Origin of the sequence: Mycolicibacterium frederiksbergense (genome assembly GCF_012223425.1) — a bacterium.
GTDB lineage: Bacteria > Actinomycetota > Actinomycetes > Mycobacteriales > Mycobacteriaceae > Mycobacterium > Mycobacterium frederiksbergense.
Window position 1 is genome coordinate 1,435,354 of the sequence record NZ_CP038799.1, and the last position, 15,013, is coordinate 1,450,366.

A 15,013-nucleotide genomic window follows, 5' to 3' on the forward strand; every position below is an offset into this window, starting at 1 on the left:
GAGGTCGCGGTGGAATGGTTTAGGGATCGGTGGGCCGATCTGAGCGGCCTGGGGTCGGCCGGATGGCTGACGATCGCAGCGTGGGCTGGGCTGGCACTCGGGCTGGGCGCACTGCTGTTCACCGCGCGTGCGCTCAAGCGGAACCGCCTGATCAAGAGCGATGAGCTGCGGCCACACGTGGTGGTCTACATGGAGCCGCATCCCGCGGACTGGCATGTCATCGAACTCGTGGTGCGCAACTTCGGGAAGTCCGCGGCGCACAACATCAGGTTCGAGTTCACACATCCGCTCACGGTCGGCCGCTACGAGGACACCCGTGAGGACGGGCTGCCCGAGATCGCCGAACTCCGGTTGCCCAGCGAACTCACTCAGCTCGCTCCGGGGCAGGAGTGGCGAACTGTGTGGGATTCGGCGATCAGCCGCGAGGAGTTCGGCGGGCAGATCCGGGCCCGGTTCGAGGGCACGGTGCACTACGGAGACCGGCCCGCCGGCGGGAAGGGTCGTGACTTCGATGCGGAGGTGGTGCTGGACTGGGCGACACTGCAGCCCGTGCAGCGCCTCGAGCTGATGACGACCCACGATCTGGCCAAGCGGGAGAAGCAGAAGCTGGAACTGCTGCGCAGCGTGCTGACCTATTTCCACTACGCCTCCAAGGAGACCCAGCCCGAGGTGTTCCGCGCCGAGATCGACCGGATGAACCGGGCGGTGCGCGAGACGCAGGACCGTTGGCGGACACGGCAGTCCGATGAGACCGCCGAGCTGGAGTTCCCGTGGATCGGCCAAGAACAGTTGGCGCCGGAAGCATCCAACGGGCGGCACCACTCCAGCCCCGCCATCGGAATCAAGCACCGCGCTCCGTAACATCCGGGCCCATGACCGCCACTTACGCCGCTCACGAAGCCGTCGCGACCATCACGCTCGACGACGGCAAGGTCAACGCGTTGTCGCCGGCGATGCAGGCCTCCATCAACGCCGCCCTGGATCAGGCCGAGACCGATATCGCCGCGGGCACGGTCAAGGCCGTGGTGCTGGCCGGCAACGATCGGGTGTTCAGCGGCGGATTCGACCTGAGCGTGTTCGCCTCCGGTGACGCCGACGCCGGACACGGGATGCTCTCGGGCGGTTTCGAATTGGCGATCAGGACGCTGACGTTCCCGGCGCCCGTGGTGATGGCCGCGACCGGGCCCGCGATCGCGATGGGGTCCTTTCTGCTGCTCAGCGGTGACCACCGGGTGGGCTCGCAGCGATCGCGCTGCCAGGCCAACGAGGTCGCGATCGGGATGACGCTGCCGCTGGCGGCGCTGGAGATCATGCGGGCGCGGCTGACGGCTGCGGCGTTCTCGCGGGCGGTGTCGGTGGCCGCGGTGTTCGCCGGGGACGCGGCGATCTCCGCCGGCTGGCTCGACGAGATCGTGGAGCGCGAGGCGGTGCTGTCGCGGGCCCAGGAGGTCGCCGCGGAATACGCCGGGACGCTGCACCTGAAGGCGCATGTGGCCAGCAAGTTGAAGGCCCGCTCGTCGGCGCTGGAGGCGATCCAGGCCGGGATCGACGGGCTGGCAGCCGAATTCAAGATGTCGCTGAGCTGATTTTGGGGCCGGACGGGTCCGCCGTCCTCCACCGACCCGATCGGCAGTTCGCGAACAAATTGAAGACTCTCGAGTCGGGGATCGATCGACGTTGAATAATCACCGACACACAAAATGGTGAGGCCCCAACGCGACCGCACCGATGGAGAGGGCCCGTTGAACTACCCCACGCCAGGCTCCAGACCCCCCGAACGGGACCAACCGCAGCCGCACCGCACAACGTTGCTGTGGGTCGCTCTGGTCATTGCAGTCGTCGTCATCGTGGTGCTATCGGTGGTCGTGGTCAAGCAGTTCAGCAACGACACGTCCGACAGTCCGGCCCCGTCCTCGACGGCAGCGTCGGCAACCGTCCAATCCGCACCCCCACCGGTCTCATCGAGCCCAGACGATGGCGTCGTCAGTTCCTCGATGACCTGCGACGGCTACACCGCATCCGTCGACGAGGGCTCCCAGCCGGGATGGCACGCAGCCATCAATCGGTTCGGCTTGGCCTACGCCGCTCCGCCGGACTGGACCGTCGCGGCATGCGGTGTTCGATCGGGTTGGGCCAAGCCCTGCCCCGCAGGCCAGTGTGTGATCCGGGAACTCGGCGCGGTGGCCACCGTCGCCAACCCGGCCTGCCCGAAGCAGAACCTGGCGATGTCCGGCGTCGCCGGTTCCAAGAATCCGGACATCAGGGCCGCCCTGGACGAGGAATCTGCCCTGGTGGCACCGATTTACACCCAGGGCGAGACGGTGCCGAACGTGGAGTTCAGCCCTGTTCGTGACTTCACCATCGGGACTCGTCCCGCGGTGCAGGTGGTGGCCACGGTGACCGGCATCGCCGCAGACGACTGCAACGGGCCGAACGCGTTGCACAGCATGGTCGTCACCACGGTGCCCAACGTGGAGGGATCCGTGGTCTTTTTGATCTCGTTGCGGGAGGGGGCTACCGCCTCCCCGAAGTCCGTTGTCATCGACGAGATGGTCCAGACGCTGCGCAGCCCGGCCTGACGCGACCGCTTAGGTATGCCTTAGCAAAGCTGCTCGGCACACACCAATTGATCTTGATGTGTCGATTCAGCACGCACGATCACGGCTGCGATCAGGCCGGCATTCGGCCACGAAGGATCGTCGACAGACTTACTATCAGGTACGTCAATTTTTGCTAGGCGCATGTCGTGAGGTCCGATCGCTGGACGCTCCCCGGGGAAACGTGCCACTGCGAGGCGAGTGGTCCAACGATGGGCCCAAGGCGGCGGGAGTGGGATATTGGCATCTGGTACGCGACGTCGGGATGCGGGACGAAACCGGGCCCGCCACCACAAGCACAAGGACCCCGCCAGGGCCCAAGCGACGTACCCCACTTTCCGCCTGGACGCCCAGGCAGCCACGTCGACCGCCGACAACGGCAATTACGGCAGGTACATCGGGCGGGTCGGCGGGCTGGCTATCGCGCTCGGCGTCGGGGCCGCACTGACGACCGGGCTCGGCGTCGGGACCGCGCATGCCAGCCCCACCACGTCCAAGAACTCCTCGCACGACTCATCGCCGACTACGCCGCGCACAAAGTCGCCCAAGTCGGCGAAAACGGCGACAACATCTCCTCGGACGGCGACAGCGCCTAGGCCGACGACTGCGCCGACCCTCGACGTTCCCCCTGATGCAGCGGACGAGACCGGGCCGGACGTCACCACCGAGGCACCCACTCACACTGATGTCGATGCTGCGACGGAGCCGGCGAGCCAGCCCGACGCCACGGTCACCACCCCAGCGTCGACCAACACGGACACATCGGTCCCCGAGACGACGCCACCGTCGTCCGAACCCGACCGCGCCTACTCCGATGCGTCGGCATCCGACTCGACGCCGGCTGATCCTGCTGCCCCCGTACTACCCACCGGATCGACCCCGTCGGCCGCCATCTCGCTGCAGTCCCGGACCGACGAGACCGAGCCGGCACCACAAACCGCGGGTATGGACTTCTGGGCCAACAGCAGCCCGGCAGCGAGCGTCGGTACGCCATCGGCTTCCCTCGCGCCGATCACGGCGGCCCCAGCCGCGAAGACGAGCGTCATGCAGGTATTCGTCTCGACGCTGCTGTCGCCGTTCCTGGCACCGGGGCCGGCCGCCCCCTGCCAACCACCCCTGCTGTGGGCGATGCTGGCCTCCGTCGTCCGGGAGTTCCAGCGCACGTTCTTCAACAGGTCCCCCGTTGTGCTGCCGCAGGAAGTCACCCTCGTCCTGGAGCCGGACGGAACCAGCAGCCCGACCGCGTTCAACGGCCATGACGGCGACGGCGACAAGCTCACCTACATCGTGCCGACACGCGGTGTCCCCGGCGGACCCAGCCACGGATGGGTCACCGTCGACGAACTGACGGGCACGTTCACCTATACCCGCGACGACGACTACACCGGCCCCGACCAATTCACGGTCACGGCCAGCGACGCCGGCAACCGCTTCCACATGCACGGGCTGCTCGGGTTCCTGCGCCCAGCCTGGGGTCACACCGACACGGCGACGATCACGATCAACGTCGTCGCCGCCGAGACCCCACCGGTTGTCAACAACGACTTCTTCACCACTCCCGAAGACGTCCCGGTGCTGGGCAGCGTACTGAGCAATGACAGCGATCCCAACGACCAAACCCTCACCACCACACTGCTTTCCGAACCATCCAATGGCAGCGTGACATTGGAACAGAACGGCGTGTTCAACTACACGCCGAACCCGGACTGGAATGGCGTGGACGGATTCACCTACCGCGCCTCCAACCTCATGGCCAGCGCCAGCGCCTCCGTGGCGATTGTGGTCACCCCGGTCAACAAGGCGCCGCAGACCAGCGACGATCTGTACACGACCACGGAGGACACCGCGCTCTTCGGGAACGTGTTGAACAACGACACCGATACTGATGGCGATGCCATGACTGCCGGCCTCGTGATGCCCGCAAGTCACGGCAACGTCCAACTCAATGCCGACGGGTCCTTCACCTATACCCCGGGCACGAACTTCCACGGCACGGACGGATTCTCCTACGTCGCGTCGGACGGAACACTCACCAGCGCACCGACACTCGTCAGCATCACAGTGACACCGGCCAACGACGCCCCCGTCGCCCAGAACGACAGCTACACCATCAATGAAGACAGCATCCTGACCGGGAGTGTGCTGCCGAATGACACCGACGCGGACGGGGACTCCCTGACCGTGTCACTCGGGGCGGGACCGGCTCACGGCAGCCTCACATTGAACCCGAACGGGTCGTTCTCCTACATACCCGCCGCCAACTACAACGGGACCGACAGCTTCACCTACACCGTGTCCGATGGCGTAGCCACCAGCAATTCAGCTACCGCCACCATCACGGTCAACGCCGTCAACGACACCCCCGAAGCAAGTGACACTTCGTTCACTGTCGACGAGGACGCCAGCTACACGGGCACCGTGAGTGTCAGTGACGTCGATGGCGATTCCGTGGCCTCCGTCGTGGTCAACGGTCCCGCCCACGGAAGCCTGGTCTTCGACGACAACGGTGCGTTTGTCTACACGCCGGCAGCCAACTACACAGGCACAGACTCGTTCACCTACACCGCCACCGACGGCGTAGGAACCAGTGCTGTTGCCAAAGTATCTATTACGGTGACACCGGTCAACGACGCGCCCGTCGCCGTCAACGACACATTCACCACCAACGAGGACAGCGTTCTGACCGGAAGCGTGCTCAGCAACGACACCGATATCGACGGAAACACCCTCACTGCCACGACGATTATCGGGCCCAGCCACGGAACTCTTGTACTGAACACGGATGGCTCGTTCAGCTACACGCCGGACCCCGACTACGCCGGGGCGGATTCGTTCGCCTATATCGCCGGCGACGGTACCGCGACAAGTTCGGTCGCCACCGTGTCGATCACCATCAGCCCCGTCAACGATGCACCCGTCGCCGGCGACGACATCTTCAGCACCAATGAGGACAGCTCCCTCACCGGGAACCTGCTCGCCAATGACAGTGATGTGGACGAAGATTCACTGACGGCGTCGCTGACCGAAGGCCCGGGGAACGGCACCCTGGAGTTCAATACGGACGGCACCTTCACCTACACCCCCACCGCCAATTTCAACGGCGTGGATTGGTTCACCTACACCGTCTCGGACGGGGTGCTATCCAGCGCTCCGGCACTCGTGGTGGTGCTGGTCGATCCGGTCAACGATGTCCCGGTTGCCGGCAACGACAGCTACACGGTCAATGAGGACAGCACCCTGTCCGGCAATGTCCTGTCCAATGATACTGATGCTGAATCGCCTTCATTGACCGCGACATTGGTGTCTGGACCGGCGCACGGCACACTCACCCTGTATCCGAACGGCTCGTTCACCTACACCCCGGCGCCGAACTACAAAGGAGCGGATTCCTTCACCTACACCGCATCCGACGGTGCCGCCATCAGTTCAGTTGCCGTGGTGTCGATCTCGGTCGCCCCTGACAACAAGGTGCCCGTCGCGACTGCAGACAGCTACACCGGTGGCGAGGACAGCATTCTCACCGGCAATGTACTGTCCAACGACACTGACGCCGACGGCAACACGCTCACCGCGACACTGATCAGCGGACCCACCCACGGATCACTGGAGCTGAACTCCGACGGGACGTTCACCTACACACCAGTGCTGAACTACAACGGGGCTGATTCCTTTACGTACACCGCGAGCGACGGCACCGCCACCAGTTCTGTTGCCACGGTGTCGATCACGGTCAGCGCGGTCAACGACACTCCTGTCGCGGTGAGCGACACGTTCAGCACCGACGAGGACACCGTCCTCACCGGGGACGTGTTGTCGAACGACGCTGATGCCGAAGGCAACACATTGACCGCCACACTGGTCAACGGGCCTGCCAACGGCAGCCTGACGCTGAACCCGGACGGCACCTTCACCTACACCCCGGTGGCCGACTTCAACGGCGCCGACTCCTTCACGTATACCGCCACCGACGGCTCGGCCACCAGCTCGGTTGCCACGGTGTCGATCACCGTCAACCCAGTCAACGACGCGCCCGTCACCGTGGATGACAGCTTCAGCACCGATGAAGACACCGTCCTCACCGGGAACGTCCTGACCAACGACTCGGACGTGGACGGCAACACATTGACCGCCACCCTGGTGGCAGGGCCGGCCAACGGCACCCTGACCCTGAACCCGGACGGCAGCTTCACCTACACCCCGGCCGCGGACTACAACGGCACTGACTCCTTCACGTATACCGCCACCGACGGCACCGCCACCAGTTCGATTGCCACGGTGTCGATCACCGTCGACGCGGCCAACGACACTCCAACGGGGGTGGATGACAGCTTCACCACCGACGAAGATACCCAGCTGGTCGGCGATGTCCTGTCGAATGACTCGGACGTGGATGGCGACACCCTCACCGCCACCCTCGTCACCGGTCCGACAAACGGCACGCTCACCCTCAACCCAGACGGAAGCTTCACCTACACCCCGGCGGCCAACTACACCGGCCCCGACTCCTTCACCTACACCGCCGGCGACGGCACCACCACCAGCCCGGTGGCCACCGTGTCCATCACCATCAACCCGATCAACGACACCCCAGTTACCGTTGATGACTCGTTCATCACGGACGAAGACACCCAACTGACCGGCAACGTCCTGACCAACGACTCGGATACCGACGGTGACACGCTCACGGCGACCCTGGTCGATGGGCCCACCAACGGCACCTTGACGCTGAACCCCGACGGCACCTTCACCTACACCCCGGCGGCCAACTACACCGGCCCCGACTCGTTCACCTACACCGCAAGCGACGGCACCGCCACGAGTTCTGTTGCCACCGTGTCGATCACCGTCGACCCGGTCAACGATGCGCCCGTAGCAGCGGGTGACACGTTCAGCACCGATGAAGACACAGTCCTCACCGGGAATGTGCTCTCGAATGATTCCGATGTCGATGCCGACACGCTGACCGCCATCCTGGTCGATGGCCCCACCAACGGCACCCTGACGCTGAATGCCGACGGATCCTTCACTTACACACCGGATACAGACTTCAACGGGGCCGACAGCTTCACCTACACCGCCACGGACGGCACCGCCACCAGCCCCGTTGCCACGGTGTCGATCACGGTCGACGCGGTCAACGACCTCCCCGTCGCGGTCGACGATTCCTTCGCCACCGACGAGGACACCGCCCTCACCGGGAATGTGCTGACCAACGACTCCGACGCCGATGGCGACACGTTGACCGCGACACTGGTGACCGGGCCGACCAACGGCACCCTGGCCTTGAATGCCGATGGCAGCTTCACCTACACCCCCACCGCCGACTTCAACGGGGCTGACTCGTTCACCTACACGGCAGGCGACGGCACCGCCACCAGTTCTGTTGCCACCGTGTCCATCACGATCAACGCGGTCAACGACGCGCCCGTCACCGTGGATGACAGCTTCAGCACTGATGAAGACACCGCCCTCACCGGAAACGTCCTGACCAACGACTCGGACGTGGACGGCAACACCCTCACGGTCGCCCTGGTCGACGGTCCGGCCAACGGCACCCTGACACTCAACCCGGACGGCAGCTTCACCTACACCCCCGCCGCCGACTTCAACGGCGCTGACTCCTTCTCCTACACCGCCGGCGACGGCACCACCACCAGTTCTGTTGCCACCGTGTCCATCACCATCAACCCGATCAACGACGCGCCCGTCACCGTGGATGACAGCTTCGGCACCGACGAAGACACCGTCCTCACCGGAAACGTCCTGACCAACGACTCGGACGTGGACGGCGACGCCCTCACGGCCACCCTGGTCGACGGCCCCACCAACGGCACACTGACGCTGAATGCCGATGGATCCTTCACCTACACCCCGAATACCAACTTCAACGGGGCCGACAGCTTCACCTACACCGCAAGCGACAGCACCGCGACCAGCCCCGTTGCCACCGTGTCCATCACCGTCAACCCAGTCAACGACGCTCCCGTTACTGTTGATAACTCGTTCATCACGGACGAAGACACCGCCCTCACCGGCAACGTCCTGACCAACGACTCGGACGTGGACGGCAACACCCTCACGGCCACCCTGGTCGACGGACCCACCAACGGCACATTGACGCTGAATGCCGACGGCAGCTTCACCTACACCCCGGATGCGGACTTCAACGGCGCGGACTCGTTCACCTACGCCGCCACCGACGGTGCCGCCACCAGCCCGGTGGCCACGGTTTCGATCACCGTCAACCCGGTCAACGATGCTCCGGTCACGGTGGGTGACGCGGTGAGCACGGACGAGGACACCCAACTGACCGGAAACGTCCTGACCAACGACTCCGACGTGGACGGCGACACGTTGACCGCGACACTCGTGACCGGACCCACCAACGGCACCCTGACGCTGAATGCCGACGGATCCTTCACTTACACCCCGGATACGGACTTCAACGGGGCCGACTCGTTCACCTATACGGCGGGCGACGGCACCGAGACGAGTTCGATTGCCACGGTGTCGATCACCGTCAACCCGGTCAACGACATCCCCGTCGCGGTCGACGATTCCTTCGCCACCGACGAGGACAGCGTCCTCACCGGGAGTGTGTTGGGCAATGACACGGACGCCGAAGGCGATTCCTTGACCGCCACCCTGGTCGACGGGCCCACCAACGGCACCCTCACCCTCAATGCCGACGGGTCCTTCACCTACACGCCGAATACCGACTTCAACGGCCCCGACAGCTTCACCTACACCGCAGACGACGGCACCACCACCAGTTCGGTTGCCACCGTGTCCATCACGATCAACGCGGTCAACGACACCCCCGTCACTGTCGATGACTCGTTCAGCACGGATGAAGACACCGCCCTCACCGGGAACGTGCTGAGCAACGATTCGGATGTCGATGGCGACACCCTCACCGCCACCCTGGTCGACGGCCCCACCAACGGCACCCTCACCCTCAACCCCGACGGCAGCTTCACCTACACACCGAACGCCAACTACAACGGCCCCGACTCCTTCACCTACACCGCCACAGATGGCACCACCACCAGTTCTGTAGCCGCCGTGTCGATCACCGTCGGTGCGGTCAACGATGCGCCCGTCGCAGCGGGTGACACGTTCGGCACCGACGAAGACACCGTCCTCACCGGCAACGTGCTGACCAACGACTCGGATACCGACGGCAATACGTTGACCGCGACCCTGGTCGACGGACCCACAAACGGCACCCTGACGCTCAACCCGGACGGCAGCTTCACCTACACCCCGGCAGCCGACTTCAACGGCCCCGACTCCTTCACCTACACCGCAAGCGACAGCACCGCGACCAGCTCCGTTGCCACCGTGTCGATCACGGTTACCCCAGTCAACGACACCCCCGTCACTGTCGATGACTCGTTCATCACAGATGAAGACACCGCCCTCACCGGCAACGTCCTGACCAACGATTCGGATGTCGATGGCGACACGCTGACCGCGACACTCGTCGACGGGCCGACAAGCGGCACCCTGACGCTGAATGCCGACGGCAGCTTCACCTACACCCCGGATGCGGACTTCAACGGGGCTGACTCGTTCACCTACACCGCCACGGATGGCACGGCCACCAGTTCTGTTGCCATGGTGTCGATCACGGTCGACTCGGTCAACGACACCCCCGTCACTGTTGATGACTCGTTCAGCACCGACGAAGACACCCATCTGACCGGCAACGTCCTGACCAACGACTCCGATGCCGACGGCAGCACGTTGACCGCGACACTGGTGACCGGGCCGGCAAACGGCACCCTGACCCTGAATGCCGACGGATCCTTCACCTACACGCCGGATGCAGACTTCAACGGGACCGACTCGTTCACCTATACGGCGGGCGACGGCACCGAGACGAGTTCGATTGCCACGGTGTCCATCACCATCAGCCCGGTCAACGACGCTCCAGTTGCCGCGGGTGACACGGTGAGCACGGATGAAGACACCGTCCTCAACGGCAACGTTCTCTCGAATGACTCGGATGCCGACGCCGACACGCTGACCGCGACACTGGTCGACGGGCCGACCAACGGCACCCTCACCCTCAACACCGACGGCAGCTTCACCTACGCACCGGATGCGGACTACAACGGCCCCGACTCGTTCACCTACACCGCAAGCGACAGCACCGCGACCAGCTCCGTTGCCACCGTGTCGATCACGGTTACCCCAGTCAACGACACCCCCGTCGCCGTGGGTGACACGGTGAGCACCAACGAAGACACTGTCCTCACCGGAAACGTACTGACCAACGACTCCGACGCCGACGCCGACACCCTCACGGCCACCCTCATCGATGGCCCCACCAACGGCACCCTCACCCTCAACCCCGACGGCACCTTCACCTACACCCCGGCGGCCAACTACAACGGCCCCGACTCCTTCACCTACACCGCCACCGACGGCACCGCCACCAGCTCCGTCGCCACCGTCTCCATCACCGTCAACCCAGTCAACGATGCCCCGGTCGCAGCGGGTGACACGGTGAGCACCGACGAAGACACCCAGCTGGCCGGCAACGTGCTAACCAACGATTCAGACATCGATGGCGACACGTTGACCGCCACCCTGGTCGACGGACCCACCAACGGCACCCTGACGCTGAATGCCGACGGATCCTTCACTTACACACCGGATACAGACTTCAACGGGGCCGACTCGTTCACCTACACCGCCACCGACGGTGCAGCCACAAGTTCGGTTGCCACGGTGTCGATCACGATCAACGCGGTCAACGACACCCCCGTCACCGTGGATGACAGCTTCACCACCGACGAAGACACCGCCCTCACCGGCAACGTGCTCTCGAATGATTCCGATGTCGATGTCGACACGCTGACCGCCACCCTGGTCGACGGGCCCACCAACGGCACCCTGACGCTGAATGCCGACGGATCCTTCACTTACACACCGGATACGGACTTCAACGGCGCCGACTCCTTCACCTATACGGCAGGCGACGGCGCCGCCACCAGTTCGATTGCCACCGTGTCCATCACCGTCAACCCGGTCAACGACATCCCCGTCGCGGTCGACGATTCCTTCGCCACCGACGAGGACAGCGTCCTCACCGGGAGTGTGTTGGGCAATGACACGGACGCCGAAGGCGATTCCTTGACCGCCACCCTGGTCGACGGGCCAGCCAACGGCACGTTGGAACTCAACGAGGACGGAACGTTCACCTACACCCCAGCCGCCAACTACAACGGCACCGACAGCTTCACCTACACCGCAGACGACGGCACCACCACCGGTACGGTTGCCACCGTCTCGATCACCGTGACAGCGGTGAACGATGCTCCCGCCGCCGTGGACGACTCATTCACATTCGATGAGGACAACAGCCTGTCGGCTAGCGTGCTCTCCAATGATGTTGATGTTGATGGTAATTCGTTGACGGTGGCACTGGTCGACGGACCCACAAACGGCACCCTCACTCTCAACACCGACGGGACGTTTACCTTCACACCGACCGCCGACTTCAACGGCACCGACTCCTTCACCTACACCGCCACCGATGGCACCGCCACCAGCAACACCGCGACCGTGTCGATCACGGTCACCCCGGTCAACGACGCACCGGTCGCCAACAACGATTCCTACTCGATCGGTGAAGACAGCACCCTGACCGGAAACGTGATGTCCAACGACACTGACGTCGACGGCGACACCGTCACGGCCACATTGCTCGACGGTCCTGCCCACGGCGCCCTGACCCTCAACCCGGATGGCAGCTTCACTTACACCCCGACCGCCGACTACACGGGTATCGACAGCTTCAGCTATCGGACATCGGATGGATCTGCGACCAGCAATACCGCCCTGGTGACAATCGCGGTGACGGCCGTCAACGATGCCCCGGTCGCTGTGGATGACTCGTTCACCACCAACGAGGACACCCAGGTCAGCGGCAATGTGCTCACCAATGACACCGATGCCGACGGCAACACCCTCACCGCGACACTGGTCGATGGGCCGACCAACGGCACCCTGACCCTCAATGCCGACGGCACCTTCACCTACACCCCGACGGCCAACTACAACGGCACCGACAGCTTCACCTACGCCGCCGGCGACGGCACCTTGACGGACAACGCCTTGGTGACAATCTCGATCACGTCCGTCAATGACACTCCGGTCGCCGCCGGGGACGGCTTCAACATCAACGAGGACAGCATCCTGACGGGCAGCGTGCTCAGCAATGACACCGACGCCGACGGCAACACCCTCACCGCAACACTGGTCACCGGACCCACCCACGGCACCCTGACCCTCAACACCGACGGCACCTTCACCTACACCCCCACCACCAACTACAACGGCACCGACAGCTTCACCTACACCGCCAGCGACGGCACCGCCACCAGCAACACCGCCACCGTCTCCATCACCATCAACGCCGTCAACGATGCGCCCATCGCCGCTTCCAACAGCTACACCACCAACGAAGACACCCAACTGACCGGCAATGTCCTGACCAACGACACTGACGCAGAAGGCAACACGTTGACGGCAACGCTGGCCAGCGGACCCACCCACGGCACCCTCACCCTCAACACCGACGGCACCTTCACCTACACCCCCACCACCAACTACAACGGCACCGACAGCTTCACCTACACCGCCAGCGACGGCACCGCCACCAGCAACACCGCCACCGTCTCCATCACCATCAACGCCGTCAACGATGCGCCCGTCGCCGTCTCCAACAGCTACACCACCAACGAAGACACCCAACTGACCGGCAACGTGCTGACCAACGACACCGACGCCGACGGCAACACCCTCACCGCAACACTGGTCACCGGACCCACCCACGGCACCCTCACCCTCAACACCGACGGCACCTTCACCTACACCCCGACGGCCAACTACACGGGCTCCGACGTCTTCACCTACAAGGCCAATGACGGCACCGTCAACAGCAACACCGCGGTGGTCAGCATCACCGTCACCGCGGTCAACGACACTCCCGTCGCCGTGAACGACACCTACTCCACCAACGAGGAATCCCCCCTCAACGGCAACGTCTTGAGCAACGACACCGACGCCGACGGCAATCCCCTCACCGCCACCCTCGCCAATGGGCCGACAAACGGCACCCTGAGCCTCAACCCGGATGGCACCTTCACCTACACCCCGACCACCAACTTCAACGGCACCGACAGCTTCACCTACACCGCCACCGACGGCACCGCCACCAGCAACACCGCCACCGTGTCGATCACCGTCAACCCGGTGAACGACGCCCCCGTCGCCACCAACGACTCCTTCACCACCAACGAAGATGTCCAGCTCGCCGGCAACGTGCTCAGCAATGACACCGACATCGACGGCGACACGTTGACGGCAACTGTGGTCGCCGGACCCACCCACGGCACCCTGGCCCTCAACACCGACGGCACCTTCACCTACACCCCCACCACCAACTACAACGGCACCGACAGCTTCACCTACACCGCCACCGACGGCACCATCACCAGCAACACCGCCACCGTCACGGTGACGGTCAACGCCGTCAACGACGCACCGGTCGCCACCAACGACTCCTACAGCACCAACCAGAGCATCACCCTCAACGGCAACGTGCTGAGCAACGACACCGACGTCGACGGCAACACGCTCACCGCCTCGGTGGTGGCCGGGCCCACCCATGGGTCCCTGACGCTGAATGCGAACGGCTCGTTCACCTACACGCCCGCGACGAACTACAACGGCACCGACAGCTTCACCTACGTGGCCAACGACGGTACGGCGAACAGCACCGTCGCCACCGTCAGCATCACCATCGTCGACAACGTCGCCCCCACGGCAGTCGACGTTCAATCCACCAACAGCGGCTCCGCCGGCTTGATCGAACAGGGAGACACCTTCACCTACACCTTCAGCGAGGCGATCGATCCGACAACGATCCTGGCTGGATGGGACGGTTCGACGACGAACGTCGTGGTGCGCGGGTACAACGGCACCCTCTTGAATGGCCTGAACGACTACCTGCAGATCTACGACTCGACCAACAGCGCGATATTGCCCCTGGGTACGGTCTATCTCGGCCGCCAGGACTATCTCGCCAGTTTGAGTGGCAGCGCCCCCGTCACTTACGGCGCGACCGGAACGGCGTCCACGATGACGTTGACCGGCAACACCCTCACCATCGTGCTCGGCACGTATGACTCCGACACGCTCGGCGTGTACCGACAGTTCGCCCTGGGGACCGGTGCGATGGTCTGGACACCCTCGACGGGTACGAGGCCGGAGGACCTGGCCGGGAACGTGATGGCGACGACGTCGGCCACCGAGTCGGGCACCGCCGACAGGGACTTCTGACAACGCAGCAACGGGTGAGACCGCCCACTGCGATGTTTGGGCCTGGAGTACCCGCCGCT

Annotated in this window: 4 protein-coding genes; all 4 read left to right on the forward strand. The window is 64.3% G+C overall.

Annotated features, from left to right (window positions below; all coding sequences use genetic code 11):
- Positions 1-9 precede the first annotated feature (9 nt).
- The 4 genes from EXE63_RS09925 (at position 10) to EXE63_RS09940 (ending at position 14,954) form a co-directional block, all read left to right on the forward strand.
- Positions 10-861: a DUF8453 domain-containing protein gene (locus EXE63_RS09925; protein ID WP_168141804.1), complete on the forward strand. Its 852-nt coding sequence runs from the start codon at positions 10-12 to the stop codon at positions 859-861.
- Positions 862-872: 11 nt separating this feature from the next.
- Positions 873-1,586, forward strand: a complete 714-nt coding sequence (locus EXE63_RS09930) for a crotonase/enoyl-CoA hydratase family protein (protein WP_168141805.1) — start codon at positions 873-875, stop codon at positions 1,584-1,586.
- Positions 1,587-1,808: 222 nt separating this feature from the next.
- The gene (locus EXE63_RS09935; RefSeq protein WP_168141806.1) at positions 1,809-2,579 is read left to right on the forward strand and encodes a DUF8017 domain-containing protein; all 771 of its coding nucleotides are present in this window, start codon (positions 1,809-1,811) and stop codon (positions 2,577-2,579) included.
- 258 nt (positions 2,580-2,837) lie between these two features.
- Entirely contained in the window at positions 2,838-14,954 is a 12,117-nt protein-coding gene (locus EXE63_RS09940) for a beta strand repeat-containing protein (protein WP_168141807.1), read from the forward strand.
- The last annotated feature ends 59 nt before the right edge of the window (positions 14,955-15,013 follow it).